Here is a 23,633-nt window from a genome sequence, read left to right as displayed (position 1 = left end):
GCCCCCAGCGCGCCCCCCCCGGCCGGGGTGGTGGGCGGGGTGGGGTTGAGGGTGAGGATCAGCTCGTTGCCGCGGCTGCGGGTGTCGTAGCCCACCAGGCGCACCAGGTTGAATACCAGCCGCGTGCGGTCGGGGGTCTCGGCGATGTGCACGGAGCGGGTGAGGCCGGTCTCCACCTCCTGGCGGCGTGTGTCCAGGGCGGAACGGGCGCCGCGCAGGTCCAGGGCCAGGCGCGGCGGGTCGTCGATGGTGAAGCCCTCGGGCTGCGGCGGCGGCCCGGAGAAGCGCAGCACCACCTGCAGCCGGTCGCCGGGCAGGGTGTTGTAGACGATCTCCTCCAGGGCGGGTGTGGCGGCGCCGGCGCCCTGCCACCCCAGGGCCAGCAGGCACAGGGCCAGGATCCGGCCCAGGGATCGGGCCTGGGGCCTGGGGCGGTGTCCCCGGGGGCCGGGGGTCCGGGGCTGCGGGCGTCTCGGGGTCGCCTGTGTCATCGGGTCGTTCCTCGTTGCCTATTCGCTGAGCGCGACGGTGGTCTCGCGCTCCTTGTAGCCGCCGAAACCGTCCGGCACGATTTCGGTGAGTTGAATGCCGGTCGGGGTGATGGTCTCGATCCGGCCGTGGTTCTGCCCCATGTAGTTGCCCTCGCGCACCCGCAGGATGACCCCCTCGGGGGTGCGGATCAGGGCCCAGCGGGTGCCTTCCTGTTCCAGGGTGCCCACCATGCGCAGGCTGTCCAGGGGGAACTGTTCCAGGAATTCCTTGGGCCGGTCGGGGTCGATGGAGACATCGTCTTCCCCCATCCCCGGGCGCGCGTCCACCTCGGCCTCCACCGCGGAGGGATCGAAGGGGTCGCGTTCGTGTCCGGGATAGGTGAAGGTTTCCTGGGGTTCCACCTCGGGGATGGGCTCGATGCCGCCGCCGGGGCGCTGTTTGATACGTTCGGCGTAGGCCTCCAGGTCGGACAGGTCCTGGCCGCAGCCGGCCAGCAGTGCCGTCAGCAGGCAGACGGCCGCCGCGCGCGGCCGGTATCGGGCGGGTGCCGTGCGCTTGGGATCAGGCATCGTTGTCTTCCAGGTACCGGTAGGTCTTGGCGGTGGCCTCCATCACGAGCCGCGCGGCGTCCTGCTCGGGTTGCAGGCTGATGTCGTGGATGGTGACGATGCGGGGCAGGGCGGCGACGCCGCTGGTGAAGTGGGCCATCTCCTCGTAGCTGCCCTTCATGCGCAGCCGGATGGGTTTCTCGGCGTAGAACCCCCGGGGGTTTTCTGCCTCGGGGCGGAAGAGGTCGATCTCCAGGCCGGCGGAGAGGGCGGTCTGGGAGATGTCCACCAGCAGGTTGGGGATCTCGGTCTGGCTGGGGAGCTGGCGCAGCATGGTGCCGAAACGGCGCTGCATCTCCGCCAGTTGCGCCTTGTAGGCATCCAGGTTGGCGGCGCGGCGCTGGCGGGTCTCGAACTGCTGGCGCAGCTGGGGTTCCCGCGCCTGGGCCTGATCCAGGCGCTGCAGCTGGTTTTTGGTGTCGAACCAGTAGCCGGCGCCGATGAGGGCGGCGGCCAGTACCACCAGTACGAGGATGCGCGCGGGCAGGGGGGCGCTGCCGATGGTCTTGAGGTCGATGTTGTTCAGGTCGTTGAGATCCAGGCTGCCCAGGTTCATTGCGCGGCCTCCCCGTTGTCCTCGGCGGGGGCGGCCTGGGGTACGGTCAGCCGGAAATCGCTGAGCCGGACGCCGTCCGCCTCCCGGGTCTCGATCACCTGCAGCGTGGGCTCGCCGAACCAGGGCGATGCCTCCAGATTACGCATGAAGGCGGAGACGCGGGCGTTGGATTCGGCCCGTCCCGCCAGCTCCAGGTTCATGCCCCGCTGGGTGAGGCGGGTGAGGTAGGTGCCGTCGGGCAGGGTGTTGACGATCTCGTCGAACAGGCGCACCGCCAGGGGCCGTCTGGCCTGCAGCTCCTGGATGATGGTCATGCGGTCCAGCAGGGCCTGGCGGGTGGCCTCCAGGTCGCGGATCTCGCGGATCTGACGGTCCAGGATGCGGATCTCGTTCTCCAGGTAGGTGTTGCGGCGTTCCTGGTAGCCGATCTGGGCGTTGATGGTGATGTGGGTGAGGAAGATCCCCACCAGGCAGGCCAGGCCCACCAGCACCGCCAGCACGGTGAATTCCTTCTGCTGCTCCTTGCGCTGCTGTTCCCGCCAGGGGAGCAGGTTGATGTGGGACATCAGTCGAAGCTCCTCAGGGCCAGGCCGCAGGCGATCATCAGGGCGGGGGCGTCGTTGCTCAGGCGCTGCGGGTTGATGCGCGAGTGCAGCCCCATGAGGCCGAAGGGGTTGGCGATGCGGGTGGGGGTGCCCACCCGTGCCTCGATCTGCTCGTCCACGCCGGGGATGGCGGCACAGCCACCGGCCAGGATCAGCTGCGCCACCCGGTCGTGGGGGCTGGCGGCGAAGAAGAACTGGAGGAAGCGGTTCACCTGCTGGGCCATGGTCTCCTTGAAGGGTTCCAGCACCTCGGGGAGGTAGTCGTCGGGGAGGCCGCCCTCCTTCTTGGCCATGCCCGCCTCCTCGTAGGAGAGGCCGTACTTGCGCATGATCTCCTCGGTGAGCTGCTTGCCGCCGAAGGCCTGCTCCCGGGTATAGATGAGCCGGCCCTCGTGGAGGATGTTGATGGAGGTCATGGTGGCCCCCACGTCCACCACCGCCACCGGCAGGGGGTCCTCCTCCAGTTCCGGGATCTGCTGCGCCACCAGGGCGAAGCTGTGTTCGATGGCATAGGCCTCCACGTCCATCACCCGGGGGGTGAGGCCCGCCAGTTCGGCGGCGGCCACGCGCATCTCCACGTTCTCGCTGCGGGAGGCCGAGAGCAGCACCTCCACCGTGTCGGGTCCCTTGGGGCTGGGGCCGATCACCTCGAAGTCCAGATTCACCTCCTCCAGCGCGTAGGGGATGTACTGGTCCGCCTCCACCTGGATCTGGCTCTCCAGTTCGTCCGGCTTGAGGCCGGCGGGCATGTTGATGGTCTTGGTGATGACGGCGGAGGAGGGCACCGCCATGGCGCAGTGGCGGTTCTTGGATCCGCAGCGCCGGTAGGCCTTCTTGATGGCCTCCCCCACGGCCTCCACCTCCTGGATGTTCTTCTCCACCACGGCGTTGCCGGGCAGGGGCTCCACGGCGTAGGCCTCGACGCGGTACGGGGGGGCATTGCCGCCCAGTTCGACCAGTTTGACGGAGGTGGAACTGATGTCGATCCCGATGAGCGGCGGTCGCTTGCGGCTGAATCCGAGCACGGTGACCCCTGATGTGTTTGCGGCCTGTGGGGCGGGTCGCTTACTATTTTCAGCAGATACTAGACGCAAGCCCCGGGAATTACTACCTGGGTCCCGGAAGAATTGTCCCGCCTGTCACAGGTGCTCCGAGCAGTGGCCGTCCCCGACCGACGACCGTTCCCATCCTACGGGCCTTCCTGATGAAACGTATTGCCGGCATCCTCCGCCTCCTGCTCACCGGCGCCCTGGTGGCCTTGCTCCTGGGGGTGCTGGGGGTGGCCGGGGCCTATCTCTATGTGTCCCCGCGCCTGCCGGATGTGGACACCCTGCGGGAGATCCGCCTGCAGGTACCCTTGCGGGTGTACAGCCGGGACGGGGCGCTGATGGCCGAGTACGGCACCAAGCGGCGGGACCCTGTGGCCATCGGGGATGTGCCGCAGCGGATGCGCCAGGCCTTCCTGGCGGCGGAGGACGACCGTTTTGAACACCATCCGGGGGTGGATTTCATGGGCCTGACCCGGGCCGCCCTCAACCTGCTGCTCACCGGTGAGAAGAGCCAGGGGGGCAGTACCATCACCATGCAGGTGGCGCGCAACTTCTTCCTGGAACGGGAGAAGACCTATGAGCGCAAGATCATCGAGATCTTCCTGGCCCTGCGCATGGAGCAGGTGCTGAGCAAGGACGAGATCCTGGAACTCTATCTCAACAAGATCTACCTGGGTCACCGGGCCTATGGGGTGAAGGCCGCGGCGCGGATCTACTATGGCGTGGACCTGGATGCACTGACCCTGCCCCAGGTGGCCATGATCGCGGGGCTGCCCCAGGCCCCCTCCGCCGCCAACCCCATCACCGACCCGCAGCGGGCGCGGGCGCGGCGCAACTATGTCCTGGGCCGGATGCACGACCTGGGCTTCATCTCCGCGCAGGAGTATGAGCAGGCCCGGGCCGCCCCGGTGACGGCCGAGCTGCACCGGCTGCAGGTGGAGGCGGGGGCGGAATACCTGGCGGAGATGGTGCGCCAGGAGATGGTGGCCCGCTATGGCGAACAGGCCTATACCGGGGGATACCGCGTATACACCACCGTGGAAGCCCATCTGCAGCGGCAGGCGGAGGCGGCCCTGCGCCGCGGGCTTTTGGCCTATGACCGCCGCCACGGTTATCGTGGTCCCGAGGGGCATGTGGAGGCGGCCATCCTGGGGGATGCCGCGGCCCTGGAACGGGCCCTGGAGGGCTATTCCACCGTGGCCGGTGGCTTGCTGCCGGGGATCGTCACCGCCGTGGATGCGGATGCGGCCACGGTGTATCTGAAAGGCGGTGAGCGGGTGTCCCTGGAGCGGGACGCCGTGGCCTGGGCCCGCCCCCACCTGAGCCCCTACAGCCGGGGTCCCCGGCCCGATGCGGTGTCGGATGTGCTCACCGCCGGCGACGTGATCCGTCTGCGCCGGGAACCGGATGCGGGCTGGGAATTGTCCCAGGTGCCCGGGGCGCAGGGGGCCCTGGTGGCCCTGGATCCGAGGGACGGGGCGGTGCGGGCCCTGGCGGGCGGTTATGACTACTTCCTGAGCAAGTTCAACCGCGCCACGGATGCCCGGCGTCAGCCCGGCTCCGCCTTCAAACCCTTCATCTATTCCGCCGCCCTGGCCGACGGGTTCTCCCCTGCCAGCGTCATCAACGACGCCCCGGTGGTGCTGGAGGATCTCTCCCTGGACGGGGACTGGCGGCCCAAGAACTACAGCGGCCGTTTCTATGGCCCCACCCGCCTGAGGGAGGCCCTGGTGCATTCCCGCAATCTGGTGTCCATCCGTCTGCTGGACCGGGTGGGCATCGCCGGGACCCGGGCCTTCCTGGAGCGTTTCGGTTTCGATCTGTCACGGCATCCCAAGGGCCTTTCCCTGGCCCTGGGCAGCGGCAGTGTCACCCCCCTGGAGCTGGCCCGGGGCTATACGGTCTTTGCCAACGGGGGGTACCGCGTGGAACCCTGGTTCATCCGGCGCATCGAGGGACCCTACGGCGAGGTGCTGCACGCGGCCGTGCCCCGCCGGGTCTGCCCGCCCCCCTGCCAGGTGCCACGCCAACCGGACCGGCCGCTGGTGACCCTGACGGGTGCGATGCCGCAGACCCCGGAGGCGGATACGCCGGGGTTCATCCCCGCCGAGCGGGTGCTGCCGGCCAGCAACGCCTACCAGATCACCAGCATGCTGCAGGACGTGATCCGCCGTGGCACGGGCCGGCGGGCCCGCTCCCTGGGGCGGTCCGATCTGGCCGGGAAGACGGGCACCACCAACGGCCTGCGGGATGCCTGGTTCAGCGGTTACAACCCGGACCTGGCCGTCACCACCTGGGTGGGCTTCGATGATGACGGCACCCTGGGCCGGGGGGAGACCGGATCTTCCGCGGCCCTGCCCATCTGGATCGACTTCATGGAGGAGGCCCTGGCAGGGGTGCCGGAGCGCACCCTGGAGCCGCCCGAGGGCATGGTGACGGTGCGCATCGACGCCGAAACCGGCGCCCGCGCCACCCGCTACACCGAGGACAGCCTGTTCGAGACCCTGACGCCGCAGCAACTGGAGGCCCTGGAGCGCCAGGCGCTGCCGGAGCCATCCCGGGGCGTGACGCCGGAGCAGATCTTCTGAGCCGTGGCACGGCCGGCGACCCCACCGCGGTGGCGGTCCGGGGATGCGTCGCCGGCCATCGTGCGTGCGGGCGCGCGTTCCACTCATCCGCGAACGGAGGGGCACCATGTCCATCAATGATCTGAGGGTGCGGCAGATGATCGCCGCGGAGGCGGCGCGCATCATCCTGGACGAGGGCGTGGTGGATTATCGCCTGGCCAAGCGCAAGGCCGCGGAGCGCCTGGGGGCGGGGCAGACCCGCAACCTGCCGCGCAACACCGAGATCGAGGCGGCGGTCTTCGAGCGCCAGCGGCTGTTCGAGGACGATGCCAGCCGCCAGCGTCTGCACCATCTGCGCCGGGCGGCGGTGCAGGCCATGCAGCTGCTGGAGCCGTTCCATCCCCGCCTGGTGGGGCCGGTGCTGGCGGGGATCGTCAACGGCCGTGACGAACTCACCCTGCACCTCTTCGCCGACAGTCCGGAGGAGGTGATCTTCTACCTGCAGGACCGGGGGGTCACCTGGCGCAGCGACGAGCGCCGCTACAAGGGGGCCCAGGGGCATGTGGCCTATCCCTGCCTGGAGTTCGGGGCCGACGGTGTGGATGTGGACGCGGTGATCTTCCCCGTGGACGGCATCCGCCAGCCGCCCCCCAGCCCCGTGGACGGACGCCCCATGCGCCGCGCCGATGTGCGCGAGGTGGAGCGGTTGCTGGAGGGTCAGTGATCGTGATACCTCGGCGGATCCCACCGCAGGATCTTCATCGTCCTTATACCTCGGCGGATCCCACCGCAGGATCTTCATCGTCCTTGGGATCGGTCATGTTCTCTGATGGCCTGTGCCAGGTGTCTGCCTACAGCGGACCAGTATCCATGCATACGTTTCTGAACTGAACCTGCGGGCAGGTAGTGTGCATAATCCTCCCTGGGCCAGATCTCCATGACGGATCCAATGGCGCGGGGTAGGGAGCGCCTTTTTGCAGCGGCCCGCGTTGTTCTCGGGAGGAGAGTGGTCATGGCAGTGAATCCACGCTTATTGGGCGGGCGGTGGGGGTATGGACTATGAAAACCATTGCACGCCTCGGGGCGGGAAGGCAAGAGGCGGCGGATTGGGTTGGCACTGCCGTGAAGCCCCTCCCCGAGGGGGAGGGGCAACAGGCGCCCTCACTCGTGGTACTGGCGTCCGGCCTCGTGCACCGTCTCCACCATGGCCGCCACGTGATCGGGGTTGATGGCGGGGTGGATGCCGTGACCCAGGTTGAAGACGTGGCCGCTGCCCTTGCCGAAGCCGGCCAGGACCTTCTTCGTCTCCTCCCGCACCCGATCCGGTGAGGCGTAGAGCACGGCCGGGTCCATGTTGCCCTGCAGGGCCACGCGCTCGCCCACCCGCAGGCGGGCCTCCTTGATGTCCACGGTCCAGTCCAGCCCCAGGGCGTCGCAGCCGGTGTCCGCCATGGCCTCCAGCCACTGGCCGCCGCCCTTGGTGAACAGCACCACCGGCACCCGGCGGCCGTCCGCCTCACGGGTGAGGCCGTCCACGATCTTTTGCATGTATTTCAGGGAGAAGGCGCGGTAGTTCTCCGGGCTCAGGGCCCCACCCCAGGTGTCGAACACCATCACGGCCTGGGCGCCGGCGGCCACCTGGGCATTGAGGTAGGCGGTGACGGTCTGCGCCAGGGTGTCCAGCAGGTGGTGCAGGGTATCGGGGTCGTCGTACATCATGCCCTTGATGCGGGCGAAGTCCTTGGACGAGCCCCCCTCCACCATGTAGGTGGCCAGGGTCCAGGGGCTGCCGGAGAAGCCGATCAGGGGCACGCGGCCGTCCAGCTCCCGGCGGATGAGGCGCACGGCGTCCGTCACGTAGCGCAGTTCATCCTCCGGATCCGGCACCCCCAGGGCGCGGATGGCGGCGGCGTCCTGCACCGGACGTTCGAAGCGCGGGCCCTCGCCCTCGGCGAAGTAGAGCCCCAGCCCCATGGCGTCGGGGATGGTGAGGATATCCGAGAACAGGATGGCGGCGTCCAGGGGGAAGCGGTCCAGGGGCTGCAGGGTGACCTCGCAGGCCATCTCGGGGCTGCGGCACAGGTTCATGAAGCTGCCCGCCCGGGCCCGGGTCTCCCGGTACTCCGGCAGGTAGCGCCCGGCCTGGCGCATGATCCACACGGGGGTGGTGTCCACGGGCTCGCGCAGCAGGGCGCGGAGGAAGCGGTCGTTTTTCAGTTGGCTCATGGGGTCTCGACGCGATGGGGTGAAAAGCCCCCATTATACGAGGGTGGGTATGCGTGGGTACATGGATGCGGCGGTTTGGCGATCCGCATCAATGCTTCCGGGGGATAGACACGCAAACGGCCCGGCAGGGCCGGGCCGTGGGGAGTGCGGGTCGCGGGGAACCCGGCAGGGGTCAGCCGGAGAGGCGGGCCTTCACCTGGGCGCTGACCGCCGACATGTCGGCCCGGCCCTGGAGGCGGGGCTTGAGCAGCCCCATCACCCGGCCCATGTCCTTCATGGACCCGGCGCCGGACTCGGCCACGGCCGCCTCCACCTGCTGCCGGATCTCCGCCTCGGAGAGAGGCTGGGGCAGGTAGGCCTGGATCACCTCCAGTTCCGCCTCCTCTGCCCGGGCCAGCTCCTCCCGGCCCGCTTCCCGGTACTGGGCGATGGATTCCCGGCGCTGTTTGACCATCTTGTCCAGCGCCGCCAGCACCCGGGCATCGTCCAGGGCCTCGCGGGTGTCCACCTCCAGTTGTTTGAGACCGGCCAGGATCAGCCGCAGGGTGCCCAGCCGGGCCTTGTCACCGCCGCGCAGGGCGGTCTTCATGTCCTCGCTGATGCGGGACTGGAGGGGGGAGGGGGTGGTCATGCCGGCTTGGGGTTCCCTGTGGAATGGGATCAGTACAGGCGCTCGCGGCGCCCCTGCTCCTTGGCCAGTCGTTTCATCTGGCGCTTCACCGCGGCGGCCGCCTTGCGCTTGCGCACCTCGGTGGGCTTTTCGTAGAACTCGCGGCGACGGACTTCCGTGAGCACGCCCGCCTTTTCGCAGGTGCGCTTGAAGCGGCGCAGGGCCACCTCGAAGGGTTCGTTCTCTTTCACTCGGACGTGGGGCATAAACGCTCTACCGTTGCTTGCTGTTTCGGAATCGGGTTCAAGGCACCCTCCACCTTTGGCGGAGAATCCCGCATTATAGTTGCCCCCGGCCCAAATTCCAAAGCCCGAGACGCAAAAAGATGACCGCCGTCCCTCCCGCCGAAACCGACCCGCCGCTGTGTGTCCTGGGTATCGAGACCTCCTGCGATGAGACCGGCGTGGCCCTCTACGACACCCGCCGCGGCCTGCTGGCCCACGCCCTGCACAGCCAGGTGGAACTCCATGCCGGCTACGGCGGGGTGGTGCCGGAGCTGGCCTCCCGGGACCATGTGCGCCGTGTGCTGCCCCTGGTGCGCCGGGTCCTGGACGAGGCGGGGATGGCGGGGGAGGTCCCGGACGGGGTGGCCTACACCGCCGGTCCGGGACTGCTCGGGGCCCTGCTGGTGGGGGCCTCTGTGGCCCGCAGCCTGGCCTGGGGCTGGGGGCTGCCGGCGGTGGGGGTGCACCATATGGAGGGGCATCTGCTGGCACCGCTGCTGGAGGACCCGGCCCCGGCGTTCCCCTTCGTGGCCCTGCTGGTGTCCGGCGGGCATACCCTGCTGGTGGACGTGCAGGGGGTGGGGCAGTACCGCATCCTGGGGGAGAGCCTGGACGATGCCGCTGGCGAGGCCTTCGACAAGACCGCCAAGCTCCTGGGGCTGGGGTATCCCGGCGGGCCGGCCCTGGCGCGCCTGGCGGCCGGGGGGGATCCGGGGCGTTTCCATTTCCCCCGGCCCATGACGGACCGCCCGGGCCTGGACTTCAGCTTCTCCGGGCTCAAGACCCGGGCCCTGACCACCTTCCGTGACACCCCCCCGGATGCGACCCTGGCCGCGGATGTGGCCCGGGCCTTCGAGGACGCCGTGGTGGACACCCTGGCCATCAAGTGCCGCCGGGCCCTGGAGCAGAGCGGCCACGGCCGCCTGGTGGTGGCGGGGGGCGTGGGGGCCAACCGGCGTCTGCGGGCGGCGCTGGAGGGGATGGTCGCGGACCGGGGCGGGGCGGTCTTCTTCCCCCGGGCCGAGTTCTGCACCGATAACGGGGCCATGATCGCCCTGGCCGGGGCCCTGCGCCTGCAGTCCGGGGAGCGGGCGGGCCTGGAGATCCAGGCCCGGGCCCGCTGGTCCCTGGAGGCGGTCTGAGCCTCACCGGCTGTCCGATGCTATGGGCATCGCGGCTACCGGCAGGTGGGTCCCGGATTCAGGGATGCAGCGACATGCCGGGAACGCCGAGCCCCAGCTCGGCTTGGAAAAGGATGCCGAGCTGGGGCTCGGCGCTCCCGGGGGGCGGCGCCGGGGTTGGGTCTCGGACTCAGGCCTCAGTGCCGGGGGGTCGTCTTCTGGCCGATGCGGGGTTCGCTGCCGTCGAGGATGCGGCGGATGTTGCCCCAGTGGCGCCAGTAAAGCAGCACCAGCATGACGCAGGCCGCCAGGGTGACCCAGATGTCCCCCAGGATCAGGGCGATCCACAGGGGGGCCAGCAGCGAGGCGGTGAGTGCCCCCACCGAGGACATGCGGCTGATGCCCGCCGCCGCCAGCCAGGTGAGCAGCGAGGCCAGGCCCACGCCCCAGTGCAGGCCCAGCAGGACGCCCAGGCCCGTGGCCACCCCCTTGCCCCCCTTGAACCCGTGGTAGGCGGGGAACAGGTGCCCCAGGAAGGCCGCCAGGGCCACCAGGGCCAGGGCCGGGCCCTCCAGGCCCAGCAGGCGGGCCAGCAGCACCGGCAGCCACCCCTTGAGCAGATCCCCCGCCAGGGTGATGATGGCCGCCTTTTTGCCGCCGGAACGCAGCACGTTGGTGGCCCCGGGGTTGCCGGAGCCCTGGGTACGGGGGTCCGGCAGCCCCAGCAGCCGGCAGGTGAGGATGGCGGCGGAGACGGAGCCGATCAGGTAGGCGGCGATGATCAGGAGGATGGAGAGCATCATGGGACGGCGGATCCTTGGCGGCCCCGGGGGGGCGTTTGGATTTCGCCGCGCATGATACCCGAGAACGGGCGTGTCGGGGGCCCTCTTCCCGCCCCCGGCGGCCCTGCATGTGTGAGGTGTGTGTGACGACAACATTGGAGACGGTATCCCGCGGTGCGGGGCCGGCCGTGGCCCTGATCCACGGCTGGGGTCTGAGCGCCGGGGTCTGGGAGGAGACCGCCGCGGCCCTGGCCCGGGACTTTCGCGTGGACTGCATGGATCTGCCCGGTCATGGCCGCGCGGCCGGGGAGGGGCGTCTGGGGGATCTGGACACCCTGGCCGGGCGCATGGCCGCCACCCTGCCGCCGGAGGGGGCGGCCCTGGTGGGCTGGTCCCTGGGGGGGCTGGTGGCCCTGCAGACGGCCGTGCGGCATCCCGGACGGGTGCGGCGGGTGGTCCTGGTGGCGGCCACGCCCCGGTTCGTGCAGGGCCCGGACTGGCCCCATGCCATGCGCCGGCCGGTGCTGGATGCCTTCGCCCAGGGTCTGGCCCGGGACTTTCGCGCCACGCTGAACCGCTTCCTGGCCCTGCAGTTCCACGGCGTGGAGGGGGCACCGGCGGCGGTGCGCGCCCTGCGCGCGCGCCTGGCCGCCGCGCCGCCGGCCCCGGCGGCCCTGGAAGAGGGGCTGGCCCTGCTGCGGGAGAGCGACCTGCGGGGGGCCCTGGCGGGACTGGACTGCCCGGTGCATGCCCTCCTGGGGGGGTACGATACCCTGGTGCCGGCGGCCGTGGGGGCGGATCTGGAGGCCTTGCGCCCGGGCATGGAGGTGCGGGTGATGCCGCGCGCGGGTCATGCCCCCTTCCTGTCCCATGGTGAACGCTTTGTGTCCGAACTGAGGAGTCTTTTGCATGCCTGACACCCCGCGCCAGCCCCTGGACAAGCGCCGCGTGCGCCGTACCTTCGACCGGGCCGCCGCCTCCTATGACCAGGCGGCGGTGCTGCAGCGGGAGGTGTGCAGTCGCCTGCTGGAGCGTCTGTCCTGGATCCGGCTCTCCCCCGCGCGGGTGCTGGATGCCGGGGCGGGCACGGGGCAGGGGGTGCGGGATCTGCGCCGGCGTTACCGCGGGGCCCGGGTGGTGGCCCTGGATCTCTCCCCGGCCATGCTGCGCACTGCGGCGCGGGCGGCGGGCTGGTGGCGGCGTCCCGCCCTGGTGTGCGGCGATGTGGAGACCCTGCCCTTCGCCGACGCCCGCTTCGATCTGGTGTTCTCCAGCCTGGCGGTGCAGTGGTGCAATGACCTGGAGCGTGCCCTGGCGGAGTTCCGCCGCGTGCTGGCCCCGGGGGGGCTGTTGATGTTCACCACCCTGGGGCCGGACACCCTGGTGGAGCTGCGCCGGGCCTGGTCCGCCGTGGACGGCCGGCCCCATGTGAGCGATTTCGTGGACATGCACGATATCGGCGATGCCCTGGTGCGGGCCGGTTTCGCCGATCCGGTGATGGATATGGAAAGGATGACCCTGACCTATGGCGATGTGCGTGGCCTGATGGGGGATCTGAAGGCCATCGGTGCCACCAACGCGGCCCAGGGGCGCGGCCGCGGTCTCACCGGACCCGCGCGGCTGCGGGCGGTGGAGATGGCCTACGAGGCATTCCGTGACGGGGAGGGGCGGCTGCCCGCCACCTACGAGGTGATCTACGGCCACGCCTGGGCGCCCCAGGCCCCCGCCCCCAGGCGGCCGCAGCGGGTCATTCCCATCCAGCCGGCCCCCTAGGGGGCCCCGGCGGGGTTCAGTCGGCGAAGGCCTGGCGCAGCCTGCCGATGGCGTTACGCTCCAGCTGGCGCACCCGTTCCGCGGAGACGCCGTACTCCCGGGCCAGTTCCTGCAGGGTGGCCTTTTCGTCCGCCAGCCAGCGCCGCGCCAGGATGTCGCGGCTGCGCGCGTCCAGCTGCGTCAGGGCGTGTTGCAGGCGTTCCTGGTGGTAGTGGTCCCAGTCCGCCTGCTCCAGGGCCCGGGCCGGATCCCCCTCCTGATCGGACAGGGACTCGGCGGGGGCCAGCTGCGGGGTGTCCTCGTCCTGGGGGTCCGGGTCGAAGGACATGTCCTGCCCCGCCAGGCGGGACTCCATCTCCAGCACCTCCCGGGGGCTGACCCCCAGGTCCCCGGCCACGTGTTCCACCTCCTCGCGGCTGAACCAGCCCAGGCGCTGCTTGGCGCTGCGCAGGTTGAAGAAGAGCTTGCGCTGGGCCTTGGTGGTGGCCACCTTGACGATGCGCCAGTTGCGCAGCACGAACTCGTGGATCTCGGCGCGGATCCAGTGCACCGCGAAGGAGATCAGGCGCACGTTCATCTCCGGGTCGAAGCGCTTCACCGCCTTCATCAGGCCGATGTTGCCCTCCTGGATGAGGTCGCCCAGGCCCAGCCCGTAGCCGGTGTAGCCACGGGCGATGTGCACCACGAAGCGCAGGTTGTGCATCACCAGGATACGGGCCGCCTCCAGGTCCTTGTGGTCCCGCAGGCGGCGGGCCAGGCTCTTCTCCTCATCGGCCTCCAGCACCGGCAGGCGGTTCACCCCCTGGATGTAGCTGTCCAGGTCGCCCACCGGGACGGCGAGTTGGCTTTGTGCAAAGGCAAGTGCCTGGGTCATGGTCCGGTTTCCTCTCCAAATCCCATCGGAATGACTCGATTTTAGCAGTCTGCATCTTTGAGTGCTAAGCCCCCGGATGGGTTCCCGGGAGGCCTCCGGCATGCGGCAAGGCCCCCTCAGCGGGGCTCGATCTCCCGGATGTGGAAAAAGACACTGACCCAGGCCCCGGCCAGGCCCAGGACGGCGGCGCTGCCCAGCAGGATGAGGGCCTCTGCGGGCTGCAGGCCCCGAAGGGCGAAGCCGCCGCCGTAGGTCCGGGCCAGGGCCTGCACCGGGCCGGACAGGGACCAGCGCAGGACGGCCAGGGTGAGCAGGGCCAGCAGGCCGCCGCCGAGCCCCATCCACATGCCGCCGTAGAGGAAGGGGCGGCGGATGAAGGCGTCCGTGGCCCCCACCAGCTTGGCCACCTCGATCTCCCGGCGGCGGTTGTGGATGTCCAGGCGCACGGTATTGCCCACCACCAGTGCCACCCCCAGTCCCAGCAGCAGGGCCAGGAGATCCACCAGGCGGTCCAGGGTCTGCAGCAGGGCCCCGAGGCGTTGCACCCATTCCATGTCCAGTTGCACCCGGGTGATGGACGGGTGCGCCTCCAGGGCGCCGGCCAGGGTGCGCAGGGCCCCGGGGTCCCGCGCGCCGGCGGCGGGTTCCACCAGGATCACCGCCGGCAGGGGGTTCTCCTCCAGCAGGCTCAGGGCATCCCCCAGCCCGGAATGGGTCCGGAATTCCTCCAGGGCCTGTTCCCGGGGGATGGGTTCGGTGGCGGCCACGTCCCCCCGACGGGCCAGGTGCGCCGCCAGATCCGGCAACTGGCTGTCGGCCACCGCATCCGCCACGAAGGCGGAGAGATGGGTCTCCCGTTCCCAGGCCGGGGCCGCCTGCTGCAGGTTGGCCAGCATCAGGTAGAGCAGGGCGGGCAGGGTGAAGGCCACGGCGATCACCATGAGGGTGAGCAGCGTGGAGAAGGGGGCCTGGGTGAGCTTGCCCAGGCTGAAGAGCAGGGCCCGGGCGTGATGCACGCCGAAGGCCTGCAGGCGGGCGTGCATGGTGGGGTTCCGGGGGGTGCGCCGGCGCAGGGATTTCATGCCGCCGATCCCGCCATTTCCCGCTGCAGGCGACCCTCGTGCAGGCGCACCAGGGGTTTGCCCAGGCGCGAGATCAGGTCCAGATCGTGGCTGGCCACCAGCACCGTGGTGCCCACCTGGTTGAACTGCACGAACAGTTCCATGATCTCGCGGGAGAGTTCCGGGTCCAGATTGCCGGTGGGTTCGTCCGCCAGCAGGATGGCCGGTTTGTGCACCACGGCCCGGGCGATGCCCACCCGCTGCTGCTCCCCGCTGGAGAGGGTGTCCGGTGCGGCCCGTTCCTTGTGCAGCAGGCCCACCTTGTCCAGGGCGGCCCGCACGCGGCGGGCGATCTCCGGCTGGCGGTAGGCCTGGATGGCCAGGGGCAGGGCCACGTTATCGAAGACGCTGCGGTCCGCCAGCAGGTGGTGATCCTGGAAGACCAGGCCGATCTGCCGCCGGAAGTGGGGTACCCGGCGCCGGGGCAGGGTCTCCAGTTCATGACCGTTCACCACCAGGCGTCCGCGGGTGGGCCGCTCCAGCAGGGCGATGAGCCGCAGCAGGGTGCTCTTGCCGGCGCCGGAATGCCCGGTGAGGAAGGCCATGGCCCCGGCATCCAGCCGCAGGCTGACGCCGGAGAGGGCCTCCTGGCCGGAGGGATAGCGTTTGGTGACCTTGCGCAGCTGGATCATGGGCCGTTGGGGTCGCCCGTTGAAAGGGAGGCATCCGGGGCGGTGGGGCGCCCGGTGGCGCATGATCCCGTCTCCGGGGCCTGCTGGACAGGGGCGGATCGCCGTTGCGTGGAACGGGTCACACCGGCACGGGGACGCAGCCGGGGAACGGGGTCATTCCCGTTCCCCCAGCAGGGCGCGGGCGAAGTCGGCGGCGTTGAACTCCCGCAGGTCCTCGATGCCCTCGCCCACGCCGATGAAGCGTACCGGCACCCCCACCCGCTCGGCGATGGCGAAGAGGATGCCGCCCTTGGCGGTGCCGTCCAGTTTGGTCACCGCCAGCCCGGTGAGCCCCATGGCCTCGTGGAAGTCCCGCGCCTGGTTGAGGGCGTTCTGGCCGGTGCCCGCATCCACCACCAGCAGCACCTCGTGGGGGGCCCCGGCATCCTGGCGCTGGATGACCCGTTTCACCTTCCTGAGCTCGTCCATGAGGTTGGTCTGGGTGTGCAGACGTCCGGCGGTGTCGGCGATGAGCACATCCGTGCCCCGGGCCCGGGCCGCCTCCAGGGCATCGTAGATCACCGAGGCGGAATCCGCCCCCTGGCCCTGGGCGATCACCGGGGCCTGGTTACGCTCCCCCCAGGTCTGCAGCTGCTCCACGGCGGCGGCGCGGAAGGTGTCGCCGGCGGCCAGCATCACCGAGTGTCCCTCGGCCCGCAGGTGGTGGGTGAGCTTGCCGATGGTGGTGGTCTTGCCGGAGCCGTTGATGCCCAGCACCAGGATGACGTAGGGCTTCTTGTCCCGGTCGACGGCCAGGGGTTTCTGTACGGGTTCGAGGACATCCACCATGGCCCCCTCCAGGGCCTTCACCAGGGCCTCGGCATCGTTGAGTTCCTTGCGCGCCACGCGGCGGGTGAGGTTGTCCAGGATGCGTTCCGTGGCCTCGATGCCCACGTCGGCCATGAGCAGCCGGGTCTCCAGCTCCTCCATGAGCTCGTCGTCGATGGCCTTCTTGCCCAGCACCAGGCCCGCCATGCCCTCGGTGAGGGTGGAGGAGGTCTTGGACAGGCCCTGGCGCAGCCGGGAAAAGAGACCGGTCTTGCCGGTCTCCGGTTTCTTGGTCTCCGGAGCCTTGGTTTCCGGAGCCCTGGTCTCCGGAGCCCTGGTCTCCGGAGCCCTGGTCTCCGGGGCCTTGGTTTCCGGGGCCTTGGTTTCCGGGGCCCTGGTTTCCGGAGCCCTGGTTTCCGGAGCCCTGGTTTCCGGTGCCTTGGTTTCCGGTGCCTTGGTCTCCGGAGCCTTGGTCTCCGGAGCCCTGGTTTCCGGTGCCCTGGTTTCCGGTGCCCTGGTTTCCGGTGCCTTGGTCTCCGGTGCCCTGGTTTCCGGAGCCTTGGTCTCCGGGGCCTTGGTCTCTGGGGCCTTGGTTTCCGGGGCCTTGGTTTCCGGAGCCCTGGTTTCCGGAGCCCTGGTTTCCGGGGCCTTGGTTTCCGGTGCCTTGGTCTCTGGGGCCTTGGTCTCCGGAGCCTTGGTCTCCGGTGCCTTGGTTTCAGGGGGGACCGGGGCCCGCTGGACGCCCTTGTCGGTGGTGTCCGGCAGAGCCTGCTGGCGGGCCTCGGTGGGCTGCTCCCGGGGAGGCACGGCGGTGGCCGTGCCATGGGTCTGCCTGGCCTCGCGGGGCGCCTCGGGCGGGACCTCCCGGGGACTCTTGCCCCGCTCCCTGGACCTGATACCCTCCGGGGGCTCGATGATCTCCAGGGCCTCGACCGTCTCCCCGGTGGAGGAGGGGGCCGATTCGGCCGGCTTTTTCTTCTTTCGGAAACCGAACATGATGGAATGAGGTCTACGCTGATCAGGTTGCGACATCCTATCACTGAGAAGGTGCGGCAGAAATGAAACCCGGGTGGTTGTACGGATGGATGCGGTGGCATGGGGGGCAAGCGGCGATGGTTGCCCGCGGCTTGGGTAGAGGCGGTGGGCTCCTGCTGGCCTGCCTGCTGGTCTGCTGGGGCCTGTCCCCGGTGGCCGCCCCGGCACAGGATCAGGGGCCGGTACATACCTACACGCTGGACAATGGCATGCGCATCCTGGTGCGGCCCGATGACCGTGCCCCGGTGGTGTCCTCCATGGTCTGGTACCGGGTGGGTTCCAGCTACGAACACGGCGGTATCACCGGCATCTCCCACGCCCTGGAACACATGATGTTCAAGGGCACCGAGGCCCATCCGGCGGGAGAGTTTTCGCGCATCATCTCCGGGCTGGGCGGCCGGGAGAACGCCTTCACCGGGCGCGACTACACCGCCTATTACCAGCAACTGGCGTCGGAGCATCTGGAGCAGGCCCTGGAACTGGAGGCGGACCGCATGCAGCATCTCACCCTGCCCGGGGCGGAGTTTCGCCGCGAGATGCAGGTGATCCGCGAGGAGCGGCGTCTGCGCACCGAGGATGATCCCAACGCCCTCACCTGGGAGCATTTCCGGGCCACCGCCTGGTTCAACAGTCCCTACGGCCAGCCGGTGATCGGCTGGATGACGGATATCCAGGGCTATACGGTGGCGGATCTGCGGCGCTGGTATGAGCGCTGGTACACCCCCTCCAACGCCCTGCTGGTGGTGGCCGGGGACGTGGACCCGGACGCGGTGCACCGCATGGCCCAGGACCATTTCGGTGACATCCCCGCCCGGCCCGTGCCCGCGATCAAACCCCGGGAGGAGACCCCCCAGCGGGGGGAGCGGCGCATCAGCGTACAGGCCCCGGCCCGGGTTCCCTACCTGGTGATGGGTTATAAGGTGCCGGCCCTGCCCACCGCCGCCGAACCCTGGGAGGCCTATGCCCTGCTGGTGGCGGCGGGCATCCTGGACGGTGGCGAGAGTGCCCGTATCCCCCGGGAACTGGTGCGTGGCCGGGCGCTGGCAGCCTCCGCCGGGGCCGGCTACGGTCCCTTCTCCCGTCTGGACACCCTCTTCACCCTGTGGGCCACCCCCGCTCCCGGTCAGGAGCATCCGGCGGTGGAGGCGGCCCTGACGGAGATGGTGGAGCAGTTGCGGGCGTCGCCGCCGACGCCGCAGGAACTGGAACGGGTGAAGGCCCAGGTGATCGCCGAGGATGTGTACCGCCGGGATTCCATCCATGGCCAGGCCATGCGCATCGGCCTGCTGGAGTCCATCGGGCTTTCCTGGCGGGAAGGGGAGGCCTTCGCCGAGCGGGTGCAGGCGGTGACCGCGGAACAGGTGCAGGCGGTGGCGCGCAAATACCTGCTGCCCTCCCGGCGCACCGTGGCCTGGCTGCAACCGGGCCCTTTGGAATCCGGTGGGGGCGATGAAGCCGGGGATGAAGCAGAAGGGGGGGTGCGCTGATGGGGGCACTGCAACGATGCATGCAGGGCAAGGCCCGTGCCCTGTGGTTCCTGATCCTGCTGGCGACGGCGGCCCAGGCCGCGGCGGAGCCGGCCCATCCGGACATCCGCCACTGGTCCACGGAGAACGGGCTGCGGGTGTACTACGTGCACGTGCCGGACCTGCCCATGGTGGACCTGCGCCTGGTGTTCGACGCCGGGGCCGCCCGGGACGGGGACCGGCCCGGTCTGGCCCGGCTCACCAACCGTATGCTCACGGAAGGCGCGGGGGGCTGGGACGCCGATGCCGTGGCCCGGCGCCTGGACGCGGTGGGGGCCCGCCTGGGGACCGATTCCCGGCGGGACATGGCCATGGTCTCCCTGCGCAGCCTGACCCGCTCCGAGTGGCTGGATCAGGCCCTGGAGACCTTCATCGCCGTGGCGGCGCAGCCGCGTTTCGGGGCGGAGGCCCTGGAGCGGGTCCGGCGCCAGTCCCTGGTGGCCCTGGATCATCTGGAGCAGGATCCCGGGGGGGTGGCGCAGCGGGCCTTCTACCGGGCGGTCTATCCGGGGCATCCCTATGGCCACATGCCCGTGGGGACCCGGGAGGCCCTGGAGGCCATCACCCGGGCGGACCTGCAGGCCTTCCATGCCCGCCATTACGTGGCCCGCAACGGCATCCTGGCCATGGTGGGGGATCTGTCCCCGCAGCAGGCCCGGTCCGTGGCCGGACGCATCGCCCGGTCCCTGCCGGAGGGGCGCCCGGCGCCGCCGCTGCCGCCGGCGCCGGTCATCGACTCGGGGCGCACGGTGCGCATCCCCTTCCCCTCGGCCCAGGCCCATGTGCTCATGGGGCAGCCGGGGATGCGGCGGGGGGATGCGGATTACTTCCCCCTGTACGTGGGCAATCACCACCTGGGGGGGGGCGGCTTCATCTCCCGGCTGATGCAGGCGGTACGCAGCGAGCGGGGTCTGGCCTACAGCGTGTATAGCCATTTCATCCCCATGGCGGCGGAAGGTCCCTTCCTCATGGGGCTGCAGACCCGCGGGGATCAGGCCGGGGAGGCGGTGGCGGTGATGCGCCGCACCCTCGAGGCCTTCGTGGCGGATGGCCTGGACGAGGAGCAGCTGCAGGCCAGTCAGCGCAATATCGTGGGGGGATTCCCCCTGCGCCTGGACAGCAACGCCGGCATCCTGGACCACGTGGCCATGATCGGCTTCTACGGCCTGCCCCTGGATTATCTGGAGACCTTCACCCGCAGGGTGGAGGCCCTGACCCCGGAGCAGGTGAACGGGGCCTTCGCCCGGCGGGTGTATCCCGAGCGCATGGTGACGGTGATCGTGGGGGGCGGGACGTGAAGGGGGCCCGGCGCGGTGCACCCGGCCGGGTGCGCATCATCTCCGGCCGCTGGCGGGGTCGCCGCCTGCCGGTGGCCGCCGTGCCCGGATTGCGCCCCACCCCGGACCGGGTGCGGGAGACCCTGTTCAACTGGCTGCAGCCGGTGCTGCCCGGGGCCGTGTGCCTGGACCTGTTCGCCGGGTCCGGGGCCCTGGGTCTGGAGGCCGCCTCCCGGGGGGCGCTGCGCGTGGTGATGGTGGAACGGGATCGCCGCCTGGCGCAGCACCTGCGCCAGCAGACCCGGGAGCTGGAGGCGGAGGATACGGTGGCGGTGCAGAGCGGCGACGGCCTGGCCTATCTGGCGCGGTGTGATGAGGCCTTCGACCTGGTCTTTCTCGATCCCCCCTATGGCCTGGATCTCCTGCCCGGGTGCATCGCCCGGCTGTCCCGGCCGGGGTGCCTGCGTCCCGGGGCCCGGATCTATCTGGAGCATGCCGGGGATGCCGCGCCGCCGGCGCTGCCGGAGGGCTGGTCCGTGCTGCGCCACACCGGCGCGGGCGCGGTGGCAGGTCTGCTGGTGGCCGTGGACGGGGAGTGAACGCCGCGATCCTTCCCCGCATCACGCCGCGGCCTGAGGCACCTGCGGGTCAGTCGCCCCGGGCCGCGGCCAGCAGGCGCCGCGCCAGGCGTTCCGACTGGCCGGCGTAGCCACCGCCGAAGAGGTTGAAGTGGTTGAGCAGGTGGTAGAGGTTGTACAGGTCGCGGCGTACCCGGTAGCCGGGGTCCCGGGGCCAGACGGCATCGTAGGCGGCGTAGAAGTCCGGTCCGAAGCCGCCGAAGAGTTCGGTCATGGCCACGTCCGCCTCCCGGTCGCCGAAGTAGACCGCCGGGTCGAAGATCACCGGGTTGCCCTGGGCGTCGGCATCCTGGTTGCCGCCCCACAGGTCCCCGTGGAGCAGGGAGGGGCGGGGCGTATAGCCGTCGAAGAAGGCGGGGAGGACCTCCATGAGGGCCTCCACCGCCTGCAGCAGTCCCCGGCCCCCTCCCTGGCGGCGTGCCCGTTCCAGCTGGTATCCCAGGCGGTGCCGGCGCCAGAAGGCGATCCAGTCCGGTTCCCAGGTGTTGATCTGCGGTGTGCTGCCGATGGTGTTGTCCCGGTGCCAGCCGAAACGCTCCCGGGTGCACTGATGCAGCCGCGCCAGCTCTTCCCCGAAGCGGCGGGCATCCCGGGGGCCCCCCAGGGGGATATGCTCCATCACCAGGTAGGCCCTGCCGCCGGCGGTGCCGTGGCACAGGGGCTCGGGGACACGGATGGCCCCCGGCTCGCGCAGGGCATGCAGGCCCTCGGCCTCGGCGGCGAACATCTCCGCCAGCTCCGGGCGGTTGAGTTTGACGAAGAAGCGCCTGCCATCCGTGCCCTGGAGGACCGTGGCCTCGTTGATGCAGCCGCCCCCGGCGGTGCGCTGGTCCGCCGGGGTGAAGGGGCTGCCGGTGGCGTGGGTGATCTCTTCGCTCAGGGTCTGCCAGAAGGTCATGCCGGGATATCGCTGCAGCAGGGGATGGGTTCGGGGTCCGGCCCTCAGAGGCAGGACCGGTCCGTGTACCCCGGGGCGTCGCAGATGGGGGTGCGTGCCGGGTCCGCGCCGTCCCCCTGCCAGCGGGTCTGCTGGGCCGTGGCCGACTGCATCAGCCGGTCGGCCGGGGGGACGGGGGGGAGCAGGCTGCTCAGGGTGGTGGGGGTCTGCCCCATGCGCACCTCGTAGAGCACCCGGTAGGTGAACACGCGGCGCACGTACTTGCGGGTCTCCGCGTAGGGGATGAGTTCGGCCCAGATGTCGGCGGCCAGCGGGCGGTCGCCGGGCAGCCAGCGGTCCACCCGCCCCGCGCCGGCGTTGTAGGCGGCGGTGGAGAGCATGGGATGGCCGCCGAAGCGGTCCAGGTTGCGCCGCAGGTAGTAGGTGCCGATGCTCACGTTCACCTCCGGCTCCAGGAGCCGGAAGGGATGGCCCAGCTGCAGGCCCACATGGGGGGCCATGGCCCGTCCCGTGGCGGGCATGATCTGCATCAGCCCCAGGGCGCCGGCGTGGGAACGGGCGTCGGCCATGAAGGCGCTCTCCTGGCGCGCCACGGCCATGGCCCAGGCGGGGTCGATGCCCTGGGCACCGGCCTTGTCCCGGAACAGCCCCGGGTGCACCAGGGGGAAGCGCAGGTCGATGTCGTCGTAGTGGCCGGCGCGGGCGACGGCGAAGATGGCCCGGTCGTGCCAGCCCTGCTCATGGGCCAGCTGCGCGGCCGCCAGCAGGTCCCGGCCCTGCAGTGCGTGTTGCAGCCGGTACCACTCGCGGCGGGCCTCGATGATCCGCCCCAGGGCGTGGAGTTCCAGGGCCCGCTGCAGGGTCGGGTGTTCGGCCACCGCCTGCAGCCGGGCGGCGGAGACCTGCAGGGGGCGGTGGCCGATGCGGTAGGGGGCCTGGATGCGGTCCGCGGCCAGAAAGCCGTAGAAATTGCGCTCCCGGGCCACCTGGGCATAGAGCCGGCGGGCGCTGTCCCGGTCCCCCAGCCGTTCCAGGGCCCGGGCGTGCCAGTAGCGCCAGGGGGCTTCCTCCCGGGCCTCGGGGGACATGCGCGTGATGCCCTCGGCCACGCTCTGCCAGTCCTGTACCGAGAGGGCGGCCCGGGTCTGCCAGGCGCGCAGCTGATCATCGAAGACGGCGGCGGGCAGGGTCTCCAGGTGGGGCAGGGCATCCGCCATCTCCCGCAGGGTCAGGCGCAGGGCGATGTAGCGGCGCATCTCCCGGGCGGCCTGCCGGGGCAGGCCCCAGTGGTCATCCGCCGCCTCCCAGGCCGCCAGGGCCTGGCGGGGTTCGCGCCGGGCCAGTCGGCGCAGGGTGTCCTCCAGGACCTCCCCGGCACGGGGATGAAGGTCCGCCCGCCAGTCCGCATGGGCGATTTCCTGGGGATCCTGGTGCAGTTTAAGCCAGCGTTGTGCCCAGGGGGCGTCGTCCGCGGCGAGGTAACGGGTGAGATAGCGGGCCAGTCCGGTCTGTCCCGCCTTCATGGCCAGCCCGAATCGTTCCCAGGCCAGGTCGGGGGTGAGCCGTCCGGCGGCGCGCCAGGCATCGAACACCTCATCGCAGGCCCCGGGTTGGGAATGCCCCACCAGCCACAGGCCCTCGACCCCCTCCAGGGCCGCCTGGCGTTGCCCGGTGCGCAGGAGGGCGGTATGGCGGTGGCAGGCCAGGGGGGTGCCCAGTCCGTCGCGGTAGTCTTCCAGGAAGGCGGTCCAGCGGCCTGCCTGCGCCAGATGGGCCAGCCAGCGGGCGCGTAGCCGCCGGCCCGGGGGGGTGTCGCCCCAGCGTTCCAGGAAACGGCGGATCTCCCTGTCCTCAGCCTGCTGCAGCCGGGCGTTCAGGTCGTCATACAGCAGGTAGGGGCGCAGGGGATAGGCCTCCAGGGCCGCCAGATGCCGGCGGAAGGACTCCCGGTCCCCCCGTTCCAGCGCGGCCTCGGCCTCGAGGAAATGTCCGCGCAGGGGGGCGGGATCCGTGGGGGCCGCCAGGGCCGGAAGACTCAGGGCAATGAACGTCAGCAGCAGGCCGGCCAGGCGCGCCGGGATGGGCATGACGAGACTCCTTCCGGGGGTCCGGGGCGTGGGTTCGGGATGGGCGCGCACACTGCCACCCTGGC

The 23,633-nt window shown here is 70.6% G+C and carries 22 protein-coding genes and 1 pseudogene; 8 read left to right on the top strand and 15 right to left on the bottom strand.

Annotation, left to right across the window (positions count from 1 at the left end):
• The 5 genes from CKO33_RS06890 to CKO33_RS06870 all read right to left on the bottom strand — a co-directional run.
• A partial coding sequence (locus CKO33_RS06890) for an AMIN domain-containing protein (RefSeq protein WP_200180719.1) occupies window positions 1-491 on the bottom strand: 491 nt, incomplete at its 3' end.
• 18 nt (window positions 492-509) lie between these two features.
• Window positions 510-1,061 (bottom strand): pilus assembly protein PilP, encoded by a 552-nt coding sequence (locus CKO33_RS06885; RefSeq protein WP_200180717.1) that lies wholly within the window; start codon window positions 1,059-1,061, stop codon window positions 510-512.
• Window positions 1,054-1,641 carry a type IV pilus inner membrane component PilO gene (locus tag CKO33_RS06880; protein ID WP_200180750.1) on the bottom strand — a complete coding sequence of 196 codons (588 nt, stop codon included), beginning with the start codon at window positions 1,639-1,641 and terminating at the stop codon, window positions 1,054-1,056. The genes CKO33_RS06885 and CKO33_RS06880 overlap by 8 nt, the downstream gene beginning before the upstream one ends.
• A gap of 11 nt (window positions 1,642-1,652) precedes the next feature.
• Window positions 1,653-2,222: a PilN domain-containing protein gene (locus CKO33_RS06875; protein ID WP_200180715.1), complete on the bottom strand. Its 570-nt coding sequence runs from the start codon at window positions 2,220-2,222 to the stop codon at window positions 1,653-1,655.
• Window positions 2,222-3,286, bottom strand: a complete 1,065-nt coding sequence (locus tag CKO33_RS06870; protein ID WP_200180714.1) for a type IV pilus assembly protein PilM — start codon at window positions 3,284-3,286, stop codon at window positions 2,222-2,224. The genes CKO33_RS06875 and CKO33_RS06870 overlap by 1 nt, the downstream gene beginning before the upstream one ends.
• Before the next feature lie 179 nt (window positions 3,287-3,465).
• Here CKO33_RS06870 and CKO33_RS06865 point away from each other — a divergent pair, with 179 nt between their 5' ends.
• Both CKO33_RS06865 and CKO33_RS06860 read left to right on the top strand, forming a co-directional pair.
• Window positions 3,466-5,898: a penicillin-binding protein 1A gene (locus CKO33_RS06865; protein WP_200180712.1), complete on the top strand. Its 2,433-nt coding sequence runs from the start codon at window positions 3,466-3,468 to the stop codon at window positions 5,896-5,898.
• A 106-nt stretch (window positions 5,899-6,004) separates the two neighbouring features.
• Complete coding sequence (locus tag CKO33_RS06860) at window positions 6,005-6,601, top strand: hypothetical protein (RefSeq protein WP_200180710.1); 597 nt, start codon at window positions 6,005-6,007, stop codon at window positions 6,599-6,601.
• Window positions 6,602-7,038: 437 nt separating this feature from the next.
• Here CKO33_RS06860 and hemE read toward each other — a convergent pair whose 3' ends face one another.
• The 3 genes from hemE to rpsU all read right to left on the bottom strand — a co-directional run bounded on the left by hemE (window position 7,039) and on the right by rpsU (window position 8,979).
• On the bottom strand, window positions 7,039-8,103 hold the full coding sequence (hemE, locus tag CKO33_RS06855; RefSeq protein ID WP_200180708.1) for a uroporphyrinogen decarboxylase: 1,065 nt from the start codon (window positions 8,101-8,103) through the stop codon (window positions 7,039-7,041).
• A 172-nt stretch (window positions 8,104-8,275) separates the two neighbouring features.
• The gene (locus tag CKO33_RS06850) at window positions 8,276-8,734 is read right to left on the bottom strand and encodes a GatB/YqeY domain-containing protein (protein WP_200180706.1); all 459 of its coding nucleotides are present in this window, start codon (window positions 8,732-8,734) and stop codon (window positions 8,276-8,278) included.
• 29 nt (window positions 8,735-8,763) lie between these two features.
• Window positions 8,764-8,979, bottom strand: coding sequence for a 30S ribosomal protein S21 (rpsU, locus tag CKO33_RS06845; protein WP_090487698.1), 216 nt, complete (start codon window positions 8,977-8,979; stop codon window positions 8,764-8,766).
• Between the two features lie 155 nt (window positions 8,980-9,134).
• Here rpsU and tsaD point away from each other — a divergent pair, with 155 nt between their 5' ends.
• Window positions 9,135-10,139, top strand: coding sequence for a tRNA (adenosine(37)-N6)-threonylcarbamoyltransferase complex transferase subunit TsaD (gene tsaD / locus CKO33_RS06840; RefSeq protein ID WP_200180748.1), 1,005 nt, complete (start codon window positions 9,135-9,137; stop codon window positions 10,137-10,139).
• A 176-nt stretch (window positions 10,140-10,315) separates the two neighbouring features.
• Here tsaD and plsY read toward each other — a convergent pair whose 3' ends face one another.
• The gene (plsY, locus tag CKO33_RS06835; protein WP_439099427.1) at window positions 10,316-10,921 is read right to left on the bottom strand and encodes a glycerol-3-phosphate 1-O-acyltransferase PlsY; all 606 of its coding nucleotides are present in this window, start codon (window positions 10,919-10,921) and stop codon (window positions 10,316-10,318) included.
• A 122-nt stretch (window positions 10,922-11,043) separates the two neighbouring features.
• Here plsY and bioH point away from each other — a divergent pair, with 122 nt between their 5' ends.
• Window positions 11,044-11,817 (top strand): pimeloyl-ACP methyl ester esterase BioH, encoded by a 774-nt coding sequence (gene bioH, locus CKO33_RS06830; RefSeq protein ID WP_338081745.1) that lies wholly within the window; start codon window positions 11,044-11,046, stop codon window positions 11,815-11,817.
• Window positions 11,810-12,673 carry a malonyl-ACP O-methyltransferase BioC gene (gene bioC, locus CKO33_RS06825; protein ID WP_200180698.1) on the top strand — a complete coding sequence of 288 codons (864 nt, stop codon included), beginning with the start codon at window positions 11,810-11,812 and terminating at the stop codon, window positions 12,671-12,673. The genes bioH and bioC overlap by 8 nt, the downstream gene beginning before the upstream one ends.
• Before the next feature lie 16 nt (window positions 12,674-12,689).
• On the opposite strand, the gene rpoH is transcribed toward bioC, so the two are convergent.
• The 4 genes and pseudogenes from rpoH to ftsY form a co-directional block, all read right to left on the bottom strand.
• Window positions 12,690-13,547, bottom strand: a complete 858-nt coding sequence (rpoH, locus tag CKO33_RS06820; protein WP_200180696.1) for an RNA polymerase sigma factor RpoH — start codon at window positions 13,545-13,547, stop codon at window positions 12,690-12,692.
• A gap of 116 nt (window positions 13,548-13,663) precedes the next feature.
• Window positions 13,664-14,629, bottom strand: coding sequence for a permease-like cell division protein FtsX (gene ftsX, locus CKO33_RS06815; RefSeq protein ID WP_200180694.1), 966 nt, complete (start codon window positions 14,627-14,629; stop codon window positions 13,664-13,666).
• A complete protein-coding gene (gene ftsE, locus CKO33_RS06810) occupies window positions 14,626-15,300 on the bottom strand; it encodes a cell division ATP-binding protein FtsE (protein WP_200180693.1) in 675 nt (224 codons plus the stop codon). Before ftsE ends, ftsX begins: the two co-directional genes overlap by 4 nt.
• Before the next feature lie 153 nt (window positions 15,301-15,453).
• Window positions 15,454-16,431, bottom strand: a pseudogene (gene ftsY / locus CKO33_RS13530) (signal recognition particle-docking protein FtsY); the annotation flags it as partial.
• A gap of 803 nt (window positions 16,432-17,234) precedes the next feature.
• Between ftsY and CKO33_RS06800 the strand changes: the two are divergent.
• The 3 genes from CKO33_RS06800 to rsmD are packed head-to-tail and all read left to right on the top strand — an operon-like array spanning window position 17,235 to window position 20,544.
• Window positions 17,235-18,629 (top strand): M16 family metallopeptidase, encoded by a 1,395-nt coding sequence (locus CKO33_RS06800; RefSeq protein WP_242472516.1) that lies wholly within the window; start codon window positions 17,235-17,237, stop codon window positions 18,627-18,629.
• Window positions 18,629-19,966, top strand: a complete 1,338-nt coding sequence (locus CKO33_RS06795) for a M16 family metallopeptidase (protein ID WP_242472515.1) — start codon at window positions 18,629-18,631, stop codon at window positions 19,964-19,966. The genes CKO33_RS06800 and CKO33_RS06795 overlap by 1 nt, the downstream gene beginning before the upstream one ends.
• Window positions 19,967-19,995: 29 nt before the next feature.
• Complete coding sequence (gene rsmD / locus CKO33_RS06790) at window positions 19,996-20,544, top strand: 16S rRNA (guanine(966)-N(2))-methyltransferase RsmD (protein WP_200180687.1); 549 nt, start codon at window positions 19,996-19,998, stop codon at window positions 20,542-20,544.
• Window positions 20,545-20,593: 49 nt separating this feature from the next.
• Here the strand turns inward: rsmD and CKO33_RS06785 are convergent, their stop codons facing one another.
• Together CKO33_RS06785 and CKO33_RS06780 are read right to left on the bottom strand one after the other, a co-directional pair.
• Window positions 20,594-21,481, bottom strand: coding sequence for a fructosamine kinase family protein (locus CKO33_RS06785; RefSeq protein WP_200180682.1), 888 nt, complete (start codon window positions 21,479-21,481; stop codon window positions 20,594-20,596).
• A gap of 44 nt (window positions 21,482-21,525) precedes the next feature.
• Entirely contained in the window at window positions 21,526-23,568 is a 2,043-nt protein-coding gene (locus tag CKO33_RS06780; RefSeq protein WP_200180680.1) for a transglycosylase SLT domain-containing protein, read from the bottom strand.
• Between the last annotated feature and the right edge of the window lie 65 nt (window positions 23,569-23,633).

It is taken from the genome of Ectothiorhodospira mobilis (assembly GCF_016584115.1).
Classification (GTDB): domain Bacteria; phylum Pseudomonadota; class Gammaproteobacteria; order Ectothiorhodospirales; family Ectothiorhodospiraceae; genus Ectothiorhodospira; species Ectothiorhodospira mobilis.
Note: the sequence above shows the minus strand (reverse complement) of the source record. Positions and strands in the feature narration are given on the sequence as shown.

Coding starts and splice junctions, on each gene's coding strand:
- CKO33_RS06885 (WP_200180717.1), bottom strand. CDS start 1,061: ATGCCTGATCCCAAGCGCACGGCACCCGCCCGATACCGGCCGCGCGCG.
- rpoH (WP_200180696.1), bottom strand. CDS start 13,547: ATGACCCAGGCACTTGCCTTTGCACAAAGCCAACTCGCCGTCCCGGTG.
- bioC (WP_200180698.1), top strand. CDS start 11,810: ATGCCTGACACCCCGCGCCAGCCCCTGGACAAGCGCCGCGTGCGCCGT.
- plsY (WP_439099427.1), bottom strand. CDS start 10,921: ATGATGCTCTCCATCCTCCTGATCATCGCCGCCTACCTGATCGGCTCC.
- CKO33_RS06850 (WP_200180706.1), bottom strand. CDS start 8,734: ATGACCACCCCCTCCCCCCTCCAGTCCCGCATCAGCGAGGACATGAAG.
- hemE (WP_200180708.1), bottom strand. CDS start 8,103: ATGAGCCAACTGAAAAACGACCGCTTCCTCCGCGCCCTGCTGCGCGAG.
- ftsE (WP_200180693.1), bottom strand. CDS start 15,300: ATGATCCAGCTGCGCAAGGTCACCAAACGCTATCCCTCCGGCCAGGAG.
- CKO33_RS06780 (WP_200180680.1), bottom strand. CDS start 23,568: ATGCCCATCCCGGCGCGCCTGGCCGGCCTGCTGCTGACGTTCATTGCC.
- CKO33_RS06865 (WP_200180712.1), top strand. CDS start 3,466: ATGAAACGTATTGCCGGCATCCTCCGCCTCCTGCTCACCGGCGCCCTG.
- CKO33_RS06860 (WP_200180710.1), top strand. CDS start 6,005: ATGTCCATCAATGATCTGAGGGTGCGGCAGATGATCGCCGCGGAGGCG.
- CKO33_RS06795 (WP_242472515.1), top strand. CDS start 18,629: ATGGGGGCACTGCAACGATGCATGCAGGGCAAGGCCCGTGCCCTGTGG.
- rpsU (WP_090487698.1), bottom strand. CDS start 8,979: ATGCCCCACGTCCGAGTGAAAGAGAACGAACCCTTCGAGGTGGCCCTG.
- CKO33_RS06785 (WP_200180682.1), bottom strand. CDS start 21,481: ATGACCTTCTGGCAGACCCTGAGCGAAGAGATCACCCACGCCACCGGC.
- ftsX (WP_200180694.1), bottom strand. CDS start 14,629: ATGAAATCCCTGCGCCGGCGCACCCCCCGGAACCCCACCATGCACGCC.
- CKO33_RS06875 (WP_200180715.1), bottom strand. CDS start 2,222: ATGTCCCACATCAACCTGCTCCCCTGGCGGGAACAGCAGCGCAAGGAG.